Origin of the sequence: Streptomyces sp. NPDC006872, from assembly GCF_040635845.1 — a bacterium.
Classification (GTDB): domain Bacteria; phylum Actinomycetota; class Actinomycetes; order Streptomycetales; family Streptomycetaceae; genus Streptomyces.
On sequence record NZ_JBEYIL010000005.1, the window covers coordinates 550,742 to 564,829 of the forward strand.

Genomic DNA, 14,088 nt, shown 5'->3' on the forward strand with positions numbered 1-14,088 from the left:
CATGGCATCGGTCTTGGCCACAGCCATCGAGGTGCGAGCTCGAACACTCGTCGCCCAGAGTTCACCTTGGAGCCAGTGGTGGTTCATTTGAGGTGCCGGAAATCGACGCGTACGGGGCGGAGCGTGGGACCGTGGGGTTCGCAGCACCGGTGACAAGGCCGGTCAGCACCGGTCCGGCGGCTGGTTCCGACCTGGTTCCGCGGCTGGTTCCGGCCCCCGGAAGCGAACCCGAAGCCGAACCCGAAGCCGATAGCCGAACCCCAAGAACGACGTACGAGAGGGAACCCTGATGCGGGACGCGTACCACGAGGAACTGGACTCGATCGGCGACAGCCTGGTGGAGATGGCCCGGTTGGTCGGGTCGGCCATCGGACGCGCCACGACGGCCATTCTCGACGCCGACCTGAAGCTGGCCGAGAGCGTCATCGAGGCCGACAAGAAGGTCGACGAGCTGCAGCACGACCTGGAGGCCCGCGCGATAGCGCTGCTCGCGCGGCAGCAGCCGGTGGCGACCGACCTGCGGATAGTCGTCACATCGCTGCGGATGTCGGCGGACCTGGAGCGCTCGGGCGACCTCGCCCAGCATGTGGCGAAGCTGGCGCGGCTGCGCTTCCCGAACCGCACGATCCCCCACGACCTGCACGCCACGATCCTGGAGATGGGGCAGCTCGCGCAGCGCCTGATGGCGAAGGCCGCGGAGTGCATCATCACCAAGGACGTCGACCTGGCGCTCCAGCTGGAGGCCGACGACGACGCCATGGACCTGCTGCACCGCACGCTCTTCCAGCACCTGATCGACGACCGCTGGAAGCACGGCATCGAGACGGCCGTCGACGTCACCCTGCTGGGCCGCTACTACGAGCGGTTCGCCGACCACGCGGTGGCCGTCGCCAAGCGCGTGGTCTTCCTGGTCACGGGCGAGCACGCGAACGAGTTCCAGCCCGACATCCAGCCGGACATCCAGGCTTCGGCGGGGACGGGGACGGCGGCCGAGGGGGCCTGAACCCTCTTCCGGGGGCGTGTGCGAGCCACTGTGCGCCGTTGATGCGCCCAGCGGAACGGGCATGGAATGGGCACAGGCCCTACGCCTCCGGGAGGAACCCATGGCCGAGTCCCCCATCGCTCCCACCCCCGACCCCACCCAGGAACGCCCGACCGAGCAGCCCGCCGAGATCAGAAGCCTGACGCTGATCGCCGCGTGCGGCTGCGGATCCGGGTGCGGCTGCGGATGTCAGTCGGGCGGCCCCTGCCAGTGCGGCTGAGGCCGCACGAAGCGAACGTACGAGGCTGAAGGGCCCCGGTGCCGATCACGGCACCGGGGCCTTCGTCATGCCAGTTCGCTCTTGACCGCAATGTACTTTGCATTGCAGAGTTGATGCGGCCGAGACGATCAACGGCGATCAACAGGGGGCAGATCATGGGCGAACCGGCGACATCCGTATCCGCATCCGCAGCAGCCGCAACCGCAACCGCAACCGCCGCAGGACTGCTGGCGACCGCGGAAGGTCTGCGGGCCAGAACCCGTACGCAACTGAACGGCGCATGGGTGCCCCTCCTCGGCCTCGGCCTCCTGGCGCTCGCGGCCGCTCCGGTCGCCCGGTACGCCTTCAACTTCGGGGCACACGGGCGCAACGTCGCCTCCTACCCGGACTTCGCCTACGCCGAGCTGACCGGCCTGTGTGTGGTCCACGAACCGGGAACCCCCTGTCTGGAAGGCGAGTTCGACGGCGCGGCGCTGCGGTTCACGGCCTGGGGCGTGTGGTTCGCGCTGCTCCCGCTGGCATGGTTCGTCTTCGCCCGCTGGTACCGCCTGCGGGGCGAGACCCGCGGCATCGTCCCGCGCCGCCGCGGCTGGACCGGCGTCACCGCCGTGGCCACGGCGGGTGTCCTGGCGGCCTTGCTGCTGTTCCTGTTCGGCAGGAACCAGCCGTTGCAGGTCGACCTGCTGAGCAACAGCTACGCCTCCCCCTGGTATCTGGTCGGCGTCGGACTCCTCGCCCTCGGCGTGGCCGAACGCAGCTGGATCGCCACGACCGCCGGCACCGCCCACGCCCTGCTGCTCACCGGCTACCTCGGCGCGTCCTGGGGCAGCGGATGGCTGCCCTGGCTGCACCCGGCCGACCCCGGCTGGACCGACGGACCGCAGGCCAAAGCACTCCTGCTGGCCGCCGTCCTGCTGGTGGCCGGCCTGGCCGAGTGGACACTCGTCCGCCATCGGACGGCGCCGGCGGGTACGGTCACGGCATGAGCGTCGAGGACCCGATCGCCGTGCGGGACGGCCACGAGGAGCCCCACCCGACCCAGGCGCTGGACGACACCGTCCACCAGCGCGTACGGCTCGGCATCCTCACCGTCGCCCGCGAGGCCGACCGGGTCGAGTTCGGCTTCCTGAAACAGCAACTGGCCGTCACCGACGGAAACCTCTCCCGGCACCTGAAGGTCCTGGAGGAGTCCGGCCTCGTCACGATCGAGAAGGGCTACGCCGGCCGCCGCCCCCGCACCTGGATCTCCCTCACCCGAGAGGGCGCGCAGGCCCTGGAAGCGGAGCTGCGCGCCCTGCGCGCGCTGGTGCAACGGCTGGAAGGGCACTGACGTCGCAGCGCCGTCGCCCCGGTCGCAGTCCATGCCCCGCAGGGTGACCATGGACTTCGGGCTGCACGGGCTACGGGCTACGGGCCGCGGACAAGAGGCGTAAAGGACCACCGCACCGGCATCGGGAGGCACCCGTGGCACACACCGGAGCAACCGCCGTGACCGACGTGACCGATGCGACCGACGTGCTGATCGCGGGGGCCGGACCCGTCGGGCTGAGTGCGGCCGCCGAACTGCGTCGGCACGGGGTGCGCTGCCGGCTCGTCGACCGCCTGCCGACTCGACTCCCGTACGCGAAGGCCGTCGGCATCCAGCCGCGCACCCTGGAGATCTGGGACCGGATGGGTCTGGCCCGGTCGGTCCTGGAGGCGGCCTCGGTGTTGCGCGGCCAGCTGATCTACGTCAACGGTCGGGAGCAGGCGCGCATCGACCTCACGCTGCCGCCCGAAGTGCCCTACGAGTTCGCCGCGCTGCCGCAGTACGAGACCGAGCGCCTGTTGGAGGAGTACGTCGCCGGCTTCGACACCTTCATCGAACGCGGCACCGAACTACTGTCGTTCACCCAGGACGACGACGGCGTCACCGCGCGCCTGCGCACCGCCTCCGGCGCGGAGGAGGAATTCCGGACCGGCTATCTGATCGGCTGCGACGGGGCACACAGCACCGTGCGCAAGGGGCTGGGCCTCCGCTACGAGGGGGCGGCCTTCGCCGAGGAGTACATGCTGGGCGACGTCGAGGCCGACTGGGACCTGCCCCACGGCTACGGCCTGCGCTCCCTCCACCGCACCGCCGACGGCGCCACCGACGACGTCCTGGTCTGCATCCCACTGCCCGGCACCGGCCGCTACCGCATGTCGATGCTGGTCCCACCGGAACTCTCCACGAAGACGGCGGGTGACGGCGACGGCGGCGATGGCGGAGGCCGCAGCGCCGGCGACGGCGATGGCGGAGGCCGCAGCGACAGCGACGGCGACGGCGTGGCCCACGGTCTGGAAGCCGACCGCGCCCCGGAGCTCCACCACCTCCAGGCGGTCGTCGATCGCCTGGCCCCCAGAACGGCAACCCTCTCCCGCCTCCGCTGGTCCTCCGTCTTCCGCATCAGCCACCGCATCGTCGACCGCTACGCCGACGGACGCGTCTTCGTCGCGGGCGACGCCGCCCACATCCACCCGCCCACCGGCGCGCAGGGCATGAACACCGGCATCCAGGACGCCTGCAACCTGGCCTGGAAACTCGCCCTCGTCGTCCGGGGAGAGGCCGGGCCCGCCCTCCTCACCACCTACGACGCCGAGCGCCGTCCGGTCGGCGAGGAGGTCGTCGGCCGAACCGTCCGCCACGCCACCCAGGGCATCGAAACCGACCCCGCCGACCCGCGCACCCTGCTGCTCCGCGAGGCCCAACTCCTCATCGACTACCGGAACGGCCCCCTGGCCACCGCCTCCCACGGCCCGCCCGACGCCCCCCAGCCCGGCGACCGCGCCCCCGACTGCCCCGGCCTGACCACCCCCGCGGCCGCCTACCCCTGGCGGCTGCTGGACATCCTGCGCAACCGCCCGGACCACGTACTCCTCCTCTACGCGACCGACCCCACCGAAGCCGCGAAGGCCGCTGCGACCGGCATGCAGACGATCGTCGTCCTCGCCCGCGAATCCACACCGACGCTCTCCGCCCCGGACACCCTGCCGGTCCCCGCCTACCGAGACACCGCAGCCGAATTCGCCCGCCTCTACCACCCCGACGGCCCGACCGGCTACATCATCCGCCCCGACGGCTACCTGGCAGCCCGCTTCCCCCTCACAGCCACCACGACAGCCGTCTCCGACTACATGACCACGTGGTTCCGGCCGAAGACGGCGCGACAGAAAGAAACAGAGACGTAGGAGGAGCCCCTCGTTACGACGGCCAATCCTTTTCATGCAGATGGGCGAGCACAAGGAGCGTGCACCACCCGACACCCGCTCTCATGGAAGACATGACGCCGAGAAGGGCACTGACCGCGGTTCTCATAGCGACCCTGTTCTTCACCGCCGCTGAATTCGTCTGGCTCGGTTCCGAGGACGTCAATGGAGCCCTCACGTATGCCGGCCGCCTGAACGGAGCTCTCCTGCTGTTGACGGCATTGATCGTGCTGGCAGCGCTCGCCGCATACTGTCACCACCTTTCCACCGGCAACAGACTCGCGGGGTACGCGGGAACCACGGTGGTAGTCGCCATAGTCATATCCATGCTTGTCAACTTCACGTTGCTCGCCCTGCAGGTCGAGAGCTGGAGTTACACGCACTACCTGTGGGTCTGGCTGCTTCTGAGCATGGCGTCACTCTTGTCCCTAGCTTTTCTCTACACGCGGCATCAGCGTCAGCAGATCGAGCTTCCGAGGCCCAAATCGCTGGCCATCGGAGCGCTCTTCACCACTTTGGCCGCAGCCGTCAATTTCGGGTACGCGCAGATCTACCAGCCGTACAGCACACCAGCATCCGTCTCCACCACGGTCGAGCTGGGGAAGGCCCACATCACGAATGGAAGGGTGACGCTGCCGGTCCGCCTGCGATCGAAGAACACCGGATCCGTGACCGTCTACGCCCTAGGCTCTCTCTTCCAGGTGTCGGCCAGAGGCCCCATCGCCACCGACTCCCGCCGGACCAAGCAGGACTGGCTGAAGGACATCAGCGACGGCCAAGCCATTCTGCTTCGGTACGCGGACGAGCGGAAGAAGAAGTACGACCTACTCGCCCAGGGACGGTTCATGCGTGTGGGCCGTAAGCTCGACCCCGGCACGGAAGTCACGACGGACAGCCTTGTGCAGTTCCCTGAAAGCGCATCCTACGAAGCGATAAACGCTACCGCAGACATGGTTTACCTGCGGGCAGACAGAGTCGTACTGACCAGCGACGAGTACGCGCGATCAGGACGGAATTCATGGCATGCAGACAAGAGCCACCATGACGTGGAATCGGCTCCGCCATGGGTCGCAAATCCCGGTACCGAGATATTGAGGTACCAGTCGCGCATTGTCCACAGCAACGCATTTCTTGAGCACACTCGCAAGGCCAGGTACGCCACCCTTTGGTGGGTCCTTGAAGAGCCGGACAAGACTTGGTTCGGCCCATACCTCGTGGCCAAAGTCAGCCCGGCAGACAAGGTCAACATCAGGCCCGAGTCCGCTGAACCTCAACAGTTGACCGCCGCGTATGGCCTCGACCACTCACCGAGTGGGCGAACGCAGAAAACGGTGCAGCAACTCCTGAATTGAACCCGGACACAGTCGTCTGCGGAGTCGTGACGGAGATCGTGGGCCACAAGGACCGGCTGTCAATGTTGGATGTCAGCGGAACAGTTCCGGCACCGGGCAGACCTGCAACGGCTCTCCCGGTCGGTCGGCCCAGCGTCACCGGACATGCCGACCGGCACACATCCACAGCGATCGACACGTCGGCGAAAGGGTGCTTGCGACAGTCTGCTTGGATGCCGGAAATGACGACGAGTTCCCCTCTTCCCCACGCAGACGACGCCGATTCCGACCGTCTGAAGGCCCTGCTGGAACGTGCCGCCACGGGCCGGGAAAGTCAGGCCTGGAGCGACCTCTGGACGGAGCTCTACCACAACGGCTCTCTGGATGTCGCCCACCCGCTGTTGCTGCACACGCTGGCCGACATGGCGGAGGCCGACAAAGCCGGTGTGGCAGCTTCGGCCCTCCACCTCGCCGGCGCCCTTCTCGTCCAGGCCGACCAGCGGTACGAGACCCGGAACCTGCGGCACCAGTACGCGCCGGAAGTCGCACGCCTGCTGGACGCCGCAAACCGATGGCGGCAGGTCACCGCAGACCGCAACGACTACTGCTATCTGCTTGAGGCGGTCCTGAACCTGGAGGGCGACGTCCACTGGGCAGAAGGCTTGGTCTGGGGCGTCGTCAGCGAGGAATACGAGCTTGAGTGCCCCGACCCCGACGGCTGCGCGTCGCTGTGGGTGATTCTCGGAGAGCGAGGCTTCTTCAGCACGGCGGAGGACTACGCCCTCTCCGACGACGTCGAGACCTCTCCTCTCCATCCGGCCGATCCTCGCGCCCTGGAAGGTCTCGGCCGGCGCCTTTATGACCTCGCCCTGGCCGACGGCCATGAGGAAGTCGCGCGCGTCCTGACGTATGCCTTCGGTGAGGCGACCTGCCCGGAGTGTCAGCAGCGCTTCTCCGTCGTCGGGCAGGTCGTGACCTCTTCTGAAAGCAGTTCGCCGGCATAGAGCTGTAGACCGCGACTGCGACGTTCCGCTGCCTGGTCCGGTCGCCGATGCGCTCCGGGCTCACATGAAGCGGTTCCCGCCGGTCGAGATCACCTTGCCGTGGGCCTCCGGTGACCAAGCGGCTGATCTTCACCGGGCCGCGCGGTGGTCACGTCTGGCGGACGTCGCTCAACGAGGAGGCGTGGAAGCGGGCGCTGGCCTCGGCCGGTGTGATCCCCGACCGGAAGCCGGGTGAGTCGTACGCCGAGTCCCGCGAGAACGGCATGCACGCGCTCCGCCACTTCTATGCCTCGGTGCTCCTGGACGCCGGAGAGAACATCAAGGCCCTCGCCGAGTACCTCGGCCACTCGGACCCAGGCCTGACACTACGGGTCTACGCCCATCTCATGCCCTCCAGCCGGGAACGTACGAGCAAAGCTGTGGCCAGCGTCTACCACCGCTGCCTGAACCCCGGGCCCTGACATCCGTGCGCAATCCGGCAAGATGCTCGGACTTGTCATCGGGGAGGGAATCCATGGACTCGACGGACGACGTCATCGACTTGATCCACCTGGCCGACCGGCCGGGTACCAGCGGACACAGCGTCTCCGTGCGCGTTCTGGGGCGCTCACAGCCCGGCAACCTGTTCGGCCACGACTTCCTCGAATGCGAGATCGTCATCGTGGCGGAGTCCCTCAGCGCCACCTTTTCGGTGACCCTCCTCCCTGAAGATCTGGAGGACTGGGAGGACACCTTGGCGACCCTGGAAACCCGGCGATTCGCCATGTGGCTCACCTCGGGGCGGACACCGTCGTTGAAGTTCAAGCCTGACGGCCACGACCGGATGTCGGTGTCGGCCCACGACGGACCCACCTCAGGAGTCACGGTCACCGTCCCGCTGTTCGCACTTCCGACGGGCTGGGTCGGCAAGCAGCGTGACCTGCTCGCGCGGGTGCTCGAGGTCTACCCCCGCGAAGTCGTCGAGACATCACCCGGCGCCTACGAGTGGCGGCGTGCTCGCAACGTCTGACGGCCCGACCAAGCAACTGACGGCCCAGGCCCACCAAAAAGCCCCCGCCCCGCGAAGAAATCGCAGGTCGGGTGCTTAAAGGCGTCCGCTTACTTCTTCTTGCCCTGGTTCTTGACCGCCTCGATTGCGGCGGCTGCCGCGTCCGGGTCGAGGTAGGTGCCGCCCGGGGTGAGGGGCTTGAAGGCTGCGTCGAGTTCGTAGGCCAGCGGGATGCCCGTCGGGATGTTCAGGCCCGCGATGTCGGCGTCGGAGACGCCGTCGAGATGCTTGACCAGGGCGCGGAGCGAGTTGCCGTGGGCGGCGACCAGGACCGTGCGGCCGGCCAGGAGGTCCGGGACGATGCCGTCGTACCAGTACGGGAGCATGCGGACGACGACGTCCTTCAGGCACTCCGTGCGGGGGCGCAGCTCCGGGGGGATGGAGGCGTAGCGGGGGTCGGAGGACTGGGAGAACTCCGAGTCGTCCGCGAGCGGGGGCGGCGGGGTGTCGTACGAGCGGCGCCAGAGCATGAACTGCTCCTCGCCGAACTCCGCGAGGGTCTGCGCCTTGTCCTTGCCCTGGAGGGCGCCGTAGTGGCGCTCGTTCAGGCGCCAGGAGCGGTGGACCGGGATCCAGTGGCGGTCCGCGGATTCGAGCGCGAGCTGCGCCGTGCGGATCGCGCGCTTCTGGAGCGAGGTGTGGACCACGTCGGGGAGGAGGTCGGCGTCCTTCAGGAGTTCGCCACCGCGGACTGCCTCCTTCTCGCCCTTCTCGTTCAGGTTGACGTCCACCCAGCCGGTGAACAGGTTCTTCGCGTTCCACTCGCTCTCGCCGTGGCGGAGGAGGATCAGCTTGTACGGTGCGTCGGCCATGCGTATGAGCGTAATCCACCGCTCCGATCCGTTGTGCGCCCGCTCGTACTGCGGACGGCCGGCCGGCGGTCCGCCGCCGATTGACCGGATCTGTTAAATGAGTGGCCCGGCCCTCTTCTCTCCTCGTAAGTTCTGGTCGCCGCCTGCGCCGCTTACAATTCCGGGGGATCCGCCATGCCAGCCGCCGTCGCCGTCCTCAGACGCGCCGTCCGTGAGAGCCTCTCCGGGCTGCCCCGGGAGTTCTGGTGGCTGTGGACCAGCACCCTCGTCAACCGGCTCGGCGGGTTCGTCGCCACCTTCATGGCGCTGTACCTGACACTCGACCGCGGGTACTCCGCCTCCTACGCCGGGCTCGTCGTCTCGCTGCACGGGTTGGGCGGGGTCGTCTCGTCGCTCGCCGGCGGGGTCATGGCGGACCGGATCGGACGGCGGCCCACGCTGCTCGTCGCGCAGACCTCCACCGCCGCCGCCGTGGCGCTGCTCGGGTTCGTGGAGCATCCGGTCGCCATCGCCGGCGTCGCCTTCCTCGTCGGGATGGCCTCCAACGCCTCCCGGCCGGCCGTGCAGGCGATGATGGCCGACATCGTGCGGCCCGAGGACCGGGTCCGCGCCTTCTCGCTCAACTACTGGGCCATCAACCTCGGGTTCGCCGTCTCCTCCATGGCCGCCGGGTTCATCGCCGAGGTCAGCTACCGCGCCGGGTTCCTCCTCGAGGCCGGGATGACGTTCGCGTGCGCGGTCGTCGTCTTCCTCAAGCTGCCCGAGTCCCGGCCCGTGCGGGCGGACAAGGCCGTGCCGGAGGACTCCGTGGGGCTCGGAACCGTGCTGCGCGACGGGCGGTTCATGGGCGTGGTCGGACTGTCCTTCCTCATCGCGCTCGTCTTCCAGCAGGGCTCGGTGGGGCTGCCCGTGGCGATGGGCGCGGCCGGGTTCACGCCGGCCGACTACGGCATGGCGATCGCCGTCAACGGCGTGCTGATCGTCGCGTTGCAGATCCCCGTCACCCGGTTCATCGAGCATCGCGATCCCCGACGACTGCTGGTCGTCTCGTCGGTCCTCGCGGGGTACGGCTTCGGGCTCACCGCGTTCGCCGGGTCGGTCGGGGTCTTCGTGCTCACCGTCTGCGTGTGGACGCTCGCCGAGATCGTCAACGCGCCGACCCAGACCGGGCTCGTCGTCCGCCTCTCCCCCGCGCACGGCCGCGGCCGCTACCAGGGCATGTACACGCTCTCGTGGGCGGTGGCCTCCCTGGTCGCACCGATGATGTCCGGCTTCGTCATCGACCGGTTCGGCGCGGAGTGGCTGTGGGCGCTGTGCGCGGTCGTCGGGACGGCGGCGGGGATCGGGTACGGGGTGCTGATGCGACAGCTGCCGGACGAGGAGTCCGACGTGGCGGGCGACAGCAGCGACGATGACGTCAGCGACGGCGGTGACGGTCGTGCGACTGCGGCTGCGGCCAAGTCCCAGGTCCGCGCCGGCTGATCTCCCCGCCGCCCCCTCGGCCACGGCGCCCCCTCGGTCACGGGTGCATCCGTGCGCCCTTCAGCACCTTGTCCACCGCGTTCCTCGGGCCGTACACCGCCAGGCCGACCAGGTCCAGTTCGGGCGTGCGCACCGCGCGTACCGCTGCGCGGTTGTCGTGGTCGTTGCCGGTGGTGAAGAGGTCGCCGGTGAACACCGCGCGCGGGAGGGAGCGGGAGAGCACGCGCGCGTGGGCTGCGGTCAGCGTCTCCTTGGTGCCCTCGAAGACCAGTACCGGCTGGCGGAACATCGGGAGGTAGCCGACGGCGTCCGCGTCCTCGTAGGGCTCCCCGATCACCTCGGGGACGGTCGTGCCGAGGCCGCTGACCAGGAACGCGGTGACGTTCAGGCGCTGCCAGGTCTCCAGGTCCTCGCGCAGCAGGACGGCGATCTTCGTGTCGAAGCGAAGGGGTTCGGTGCTTGTGCTCATGCCGTGAGACTGCCGTTCGTTCCGCGGTCCCGTCTTGTACGTTTTTTGCATGGCAGTCCGGCAGGAAGTCTCCGCCTGGCGTCCGGCCGTCCGGGGCGTCGCGGAGGTCTTCCACGCCCACTTCACCGAGTACGCGTACCCGATGCACGTCCATGAGGCGTGGACGCTGCTCATCGTCGACGACGGCGCGGTGCGGTACGACCTCGACCGGCACGAGCACGGGACGCCGCACGACACGGTGTCCCTGTTGCCGCCGCATGTGCCGCACAACGGCTCACCGGTGACCGCGCAGGGCTTCCGCAAGCGGGTCCTGTACCTCGACTCCGACGTGCTCGGCGAGGAACTGATCGGGGCCGCCGTCGACGCGCCCGACCTGCGCGATCCCGTGCTGCGGCGGCGGGTCGGGCAGTTGCACTCCGCGCTCGCCCGGCCCGGCGACGAGCTGGAGGCCGGCAGCCGGCTGACGCTGATCGGCGAGCGGCTGCGGGATCACTTGTCCTCCCCTCCGCAGTCCCCGCTGCGGGCACGGCAGCGCCCCGATCCCGTCCTCGCCCGCCGACTGCGTGAGCTGCTCGACGAACGCGTGGTCCAAGGACTCGCGTTGGAGGAGGCGGCCGCACTGGTGCAGGCTCATCCGGCCCATCTCGTACGGGCGTTCAGCTCGGCGTACGGCATCGCACCGCACCAGTACCTCACCGCCCGCCGCGTCGACCTCGCCCGCAGACTGCTGCTCGACGGACGGCCGCCGGGTGCCGTCGCGGTGGCGGCCGGGTTCTACGACCAGGCTCATCTCACCCGGCATTTCCGGAAGTTGGTGGGGGTCACGCCGGGGCGGTACGGAGATCGACGGAAGGTCTCCGTCCGGTGATCGACGACGGCTAGCGTCGCTGCCATGGACATGAACACGGATGAGACGACTGGGATATCGAACAGATCGGGCCGTGGAGCGCTTCGCGTCGGACGGATCTCGGCCGCCGTCGCGGGGGCGGCGGCCCTGGTGGCGCTGAGCGTCGGAGTCGCCCTCGCGGCCGACTCGGCGGACGACGAGCCCGTCCCCGTGCCGACCGCGTCGGCGAGCCCGTCGGTCAGCGAGGTGCCGGCCGACCCCGGGGGCAGCGGGGGCACCGACGGCGGGACCAGTGTGGGCACCACCGACGGCTCCACCGGCGGCGAGGACCCGGACGCGAGCGAGACCCCGTCCACGCCCACCACACCGCCGGTCGACCTGGACGAGATCAACCGGCGCATCACCGAGCTCAACGCGAAGGTGGACGAGCTGCCCACCAAGGAGGATCTGGCCGACGCCCTGCGGGCCTTCGCCGACCAGCTCGACCCGTCCGCCCCGCCTTCCACCGGCCCTGCCGACCCGGACGACCCGTCCTGACCCGTCCGAACCCGTTCGCCGCGAGGCGTGAACCGACCCCGGGCCGTCAGCCGGCTCGGGGTCGGTCCGGGGTCGGCCCGAGGCCGGCCCGGGATCAGTCCGTCGGGCGTTGGGTCAGGTGGGCGAACGCGTCCAGGTTGCGGGTCGACTCGCCCCGGGAGACGCGCCACTCGTACTCCCGGCGGATGGCGGTCGCGAAACCGAGCTCCAGGAGGGTGTTGAACGCGCCGTCGGCGGCCTCCAGGACCTGGCCCATGAGCCGGTCGATCTCGTCGGCGGTGATCGCGGCGAGGGGGAGGCGGGCGGTGACGTAGACGTCGCCGAGCGGGTCGACGGCGTAACTCACGCCGTACAGCTTGAGGTTGCGCTCCAGGAGCCAGCGGTGGACGGCGGGCTCGTTCTCGTCCGGGTGGCGGACGACGAAGGCGTTCAGGGAGAGGGAGTGGCGGCCGACGATGAGGGAGACGGTCGTCTTGAGTTTGCGGGTGCCGGGCAGCTGGACCACGTAGTTGCCGGGCGCGGGGCTCTCCCACTCCAGCTCCGCGTCCTTCAGGAAACCCTCGACGACCTGCGCGGTCGACCTCTCCGCCTCACCCATGTTCGGAGCGTACGCGACGGCGGTGGGACTGGGTCGCGGCCGCGTAGACGTCGGCGGTGGCGGCGGCCGCGGTGTCCCAGCCGAAGGACTGGGCGTGCGCGGCGGCGGCCGCGCCCATGCGGGCGGGGAGTTCGGGGCCGTCGGCGAAACGCTCGAGCACGCGCGCGTAGCCGGCCGGTTCATGGCCCTGCACCAGGAAGCCCGTCTCGCCGTCCCGGACGGCCACCGGGAGCCCGCCGACGGCGGCGGCGAGCACCGGGGTGCCGGCCGCCTGCGCCTCTATGGCGACCAGGCCGAAGGACTCGCTGTAGGAGGGGACGACCAGCAGGGAGGCTGCCCGGAACCAGTCCGCGAGCTGGTCCTGGCCGACCGGCGGGCGGAACCGTACGACGTCCGCGATGCCGAGCCGCGCGGCCAGCTTCTGCAGCCCCTCCGGCTTGGCGAGGCCGCTGCCGCTGGGCCCGCCGACGATCGGCACGACGATGCGGGAGCGGAGCTCGGGGCGCTCGTCGAGCAGGACGGCGACCGCGCGCAGGAGGATGTCCGGAGCCTTCAGGGGCTGGATGCGGCCCGCGAAGAGGGGGATCAGGGCGTCCTGGGGGAGGTCCAGGCGGGCGCGGGCGGCGGCCCGGCCGTCCGCGGGGCGGAAGCGGTCGAGGTTGACGCCGGGGTGCACCACGGCGACCTTGCCCGGCTCGGCGTGGTAGTGCCGGACGAGTTCGTCGGCCTCCTCCGCCGTGTTGGCGATGAGGCGGTCGGCGGCGGCGACGATCTGGGTCTCGCCGATGACGCGGGCGGCGGGCTCGGGGGTGTCGCCCTCGGCGAGCGCCGCGTTCTTGACCTTGGCCATCGTGTGCATGGCGTGCACCAGGGGGGCGCCCCAGCGCTGGGCGGCCAGCCAGCCGACGTGGCCGGAGAGCCAGTAGTGCGAGTGGACGAGGTCGTAGTAGCCGGGGCGGTGGCCGGCCCATGCCTGCATCACGCCGTGGGTGAAGGCGCACAGCTGGGCGGGGAGGTCCTCCTTGGCGAGGCCCTCGTAGGGGCCCGCGTCGATGTGCCGGACGAGGACTCCGGGGGCCAGCTCGACGGTCGGCGGGAGTCCGCCGGTGGTCGCGCGCGTGAAGATCTCCACCTCGATGTTGATCGCGGCGAGGCGCTGCGCGAGCTCGACGATGTAGACGTTCATGCCGCCGGCGTCGCCGGTGCCGGGCTGGTGGAGCGGAGAGGTGTGCACGGAGAGCATCGCGACGCGACGGGGGCGGCGGTGGAGCCTCAGCCGCGAGGGGGCCGCCGTAGAGCGACGCCCGAGCCTGTTGACGTACTGGCTCACGTGGCGTTCCTCCTTGCTGCGGGCATGCCGGAAGGAGGGGGTGGGGCCCTCCAGGGGGGTGCAACGCCGGAGGAAGGCGTTCCCATTCCGGTCGGTTTCGAAAATGGACGGTTTTTGCCCAGCCGTTACCCAATTTCGCT

At 69.7% G+C, this 14,088-nt stretch carries 15 protein-coding genes and 1 pseudogene; 12 read left to right on the plus strand and 4 right to left on the minus strand.

Translation table 11 applies throughout. The annotated features are described in order from the left end of the window. The first annotated feature begins 289 nt into the window (after window positions 1-289). From phoU to ABZ725_RS18390, 9 genes and pseudogenes are all read left to right on the plus strand, one after another. A complete protein-coding gene (phoU, locus tag ABZ725_RS18350) occupies window positions 290-1,003 on the plus strand; it encodes a phosphate signaling complex protein PhoU (RefSeq protein ID WP_358803658.1) in 714 nt (237 codons plus the stop codon). 100 nt (window positions 1,004-1,103) lie between these two features. Continuing rightward, the gene (locus tag ABZ725_RS18355; RefSeq protein WP_351911412.1) at window positions 1,104-1,262 is read left to right on the plus strand and encodes a hypothetical protein; all 159 of its coding nucleotides are present in this window, start codon (window positions 1,104-1,106) and stop codon (window positions 1,260-1,262) included. Between the two features lie 284 nt (window positions 1,263-1,546). After that, entirely contained in the window at window positions 1,547-2,248 is a 702-nt protein-coding gene (locus tag ABZ725_RS18360) for a hypothetical protein (protein ID WP_358803659.1), read from the plus strand. Next, entirely contained in the window at window positions 2,245-2,592 is a 348-nt protein-coding gene (locus ABZ725_RS18365) for a transcriptional regulator (protein WP_351911410.1), read from the plus strand. Before ABZ725_RS18360 ends, ABZ725_RS18365 begins: the two co-directional genes overlap by 4 nt. 158 nt (window positions 2,593-2,750) lie before the next feature. Next, the gene (locus ABZ725_RS18370; RefSeq protein ID WP_358803660.1) at window positions 2,751-4,472 is read left to right on the plus strand and encodes an FAD-dependent monooxygenase; all 1,722 of its coding nucleotides are present in this window, start codon (window positions 2,751-2,753) and stop codon (window positions 4,470-4,472) included. Between the two features lie 83 nt (window positions 4,473-4,555). Next, complete coding sequence (locus ABZ725_RS18375) at window positions 4,556-5,842, plus strand: hypothetical protein (RefSeq protein WP_358803661.1); 1,287 nt, start codon at window positions 4,556-4,558, stop codon at window positions 5,840-5,842. A gap of 212 nt (window positions 5,843-6,054) precedes the next feature. After that, window positions 6,055-6,825 carry a hypothetical protein gene (locus tag ABZ725_RS18380; RefSeq protein ID WP_358803662.1) on the plus strand — a complete coding sequence of 257 codons (771 nt, stop codon included), beginning with the start codon at window positions 6,055-6,057 and terminating at the stop codon, window positions 6,823-6,825. Between the two features lie 19 nt (window positions 6,826-6,844). Beyond that, window positions 6,845-7,286 (plus strand): annotated as a pseudogene (locus tag ABZ725_RS18385) (tyrosine-type recombinase/integrase); the annotation flags it as partial. A gap of 53 nt (window positions 7,287-7,339) precedes the next feature. After that, window positions 7,340-7,834 (plus strand): DUF5959 family protein, encoded by a 495-nt coding sequence (locus ABZ725_RS18390; RefSeq protein WP_358803663.1) that lies wholly within the window; start codon window positions 7,340-7,342, stop codon window positions 7,832-7,834. Window positions 7,835-7,923: 89 nt separating this feature from the next. On the opposite strand, the gene ABZ725_RS18395 is transcribed toward ABZ725_RS18390, so the two are convergent. Continuing rightward, entirely contained in the window at window positions 7,924-8,685 is a 762-nt protein-coding gene (locus ABZ725_RS18395; protein WP_351911406.1) for a phosphoglyceromutase, read from the minus strand. 174 nt (window positions 8,686-8,859) lie between these two features. Between ABZ725_RS18395 and ABZ725_RS18400 the strand changes: the two genes are divergently transcribed. After that, window positions 8,860-10,167, plus strand: a complete 1,308-nt coding sequence (locus ABZ725_RS18400; protein WP_358803664.1) for an MFS transporter — start codon at window positions 8,860-8,862, stop codon at window positions 10,165-10,167. 37 nt (window positions 10,168-10,204) lie between these two features. On the opposite strand, the gene ABZ725_RS18405 is transcribed toward ABZ725_RS18400, so the two are convergent. Beyond that, window positions 10,205-10,636 (minus strand): DUF2000 domain-containing protein, encoded by a 432-nt coding sequence (locus tag ABZ725_RS18405; RefSeq protein ID WP_358803665.1) that lies wholly within the window; start codon window positions 10,634-10,636, stop codon window positions 10,205-10,207. A gap of 49 nt (window positions 10,637-10,685) precedes the next feature. On the opposite strand from ABZ725_RS18405, the gene ABZ725_RS18410 reads away from it, so the two are divergent. Together ABZ725_RS18410 and ABZ725_RS18415 are read left to right on the plus strand one after the other, a co-directional pair. Next, window positions 10,686-11,504: an AraC family transcriptional regulator gene (locus ABZ725_RS18410; protein WP_358803666.1), complete on the plus strand. Its 819-nt coding sequence runs from the start codon at window positions 10,686-10,688 to the stop codon at window positions 11,502-11,504. A gap of 24 nt (window positions 11,505-11,528) precedes the next feature. Next, window positions 11,529-12,020, plus strand: coding sequence for a hypothetical protein (locus ABZ725_RS18415; protein WP_358803667.1), 492 nt, complete (start codon window positions 11,529-11,531; stop codon window positions 12,018-12,020). 94 nt (window positions 12,021-12,114) lie between these two features. Here ABZ725_RS18415 and ABZ725_RS18420 read toward each other — a convergent pair whose 3' ends face one another. Both ABZ725_RS18420 and mshA read right to left on the minus strand, forming a co-directional pair. Then, the gene (locus tag ABZ725_RS18420) at window positions 12,115-12,618 is read right to left on the minus strand and encodes a YbjN domain-containing protein (RefSeq protein ID WP_358803668.1); all 504 of its coding nucleotides are present in this window, start codon (window positions 12,616-12,618) and stop codon (window positions 12,115-12,117) included. Next, window positions 12,611-13,948, minus strand: coding sequence for a D-inositol-3-phosphate glycosyltransferase (gene mshA, locus ABZ725_RS18425; protein ID WP_351911400.1), 1,338 nt, complete (start codon window positions 13,946-13,948; stop codon window positions 12,611-12,613). The genes ABZ725_RS18420 and mshA overlap by 8 nt, the downstream gene beginning before the upstream one ends. Between the last annotated feature and the right edge of the window lie 140 nt (window positions 13,949-14,088).

Excerpts from the sequence above, each read along its gene's own strand:
- phoU (WP_358803658.1), top strand. The coding sequence starts at position 290 with ATGCGGGACGCGTACCACGAGGAACTGGACTCGATCGGCGACAGCCTG.
- ABZ725_RS18355 (WP_351911412.1), top strand. The coding sequence starts at position 1,104 with ATGGCCGAGTCCCCCATCGCTCCCACCCCCGACCCCACCCAGGAACGC.
- ABZ725_RS18365 (WP_351911410.1), top strand. The coding sequence starts at position 2,245 with ATGAGCGTCGAGGACCCGATCGCCGTGCGGGACGGCCACGAGGAGCCC.
- ABZ725_RS18375 (WP_358803661.1), top strand. The coding sequence starts at position 4,556 with ATGGAAGACATGACGCCGAGAAGGGCACTGACCGCGGTTCTCATAGCG.
- ABZ725_RS18380 (WP_358803662.1), top strand. The coding sequence starts at position 6,055 with ATGCCGGAAATGACGACGAGTTCCCCTCTTCCCCACGCAGACGACGCC.
- ABZ725_RS18390 (WP_358803663.1), top strand. The coding sequence starts at position 7,340 with ATGGACTCGACGGACGACGTCATCGACTTGATCCACCTGGCCGACCGG.
- ABZ725_RS18395 (WP_351911406.1), bottom strand. The coding sequence starts at position 8,685 with ATGGCCGACGCACCGTACAAGCTGATCCTCCTCCGCCACGGCGAGAGC.
- ABZ725_RS18400 (WP_358803664.1), top strand. The coding sequence starts at position 8,860 with ATGCCAGCCGCCGTCGCCGTCCTCAGACGCGCCGTCCGTGAGAGCCTC.
- ABZ725_RS18405 (WP_358803665.1), bottom strand. The coding sequence starts at position 10,636 with ATGAGCACAAGCACCGAACCCCTTCGCTTCGACACGAAGATCGCCGTC.
- ABZ725_RS18410 (WP_358803666.1), top strand. The coding sequence starts at position 10,686 with ATGGCAGTCCGGCAGGAAGTCTCCGCCTGGCGTCCGGCCGTCCGGGGC.
- ABZ725_RS18415 (WP_358803667.1), top strand. The coding sequence starts at position 11,529 with ATGGACATGAACACGGATGAGACGACTGGGATATCGAACAGATCGGGC.
- ABZ725_RS18420 (WP_358803668.1), bottom strand. The coding sequence starts at position 12,618 with ATGGGTGAGGCGGAGAGGTCGACCGCGCAGGTCGTCGAGGGTTTCCTG.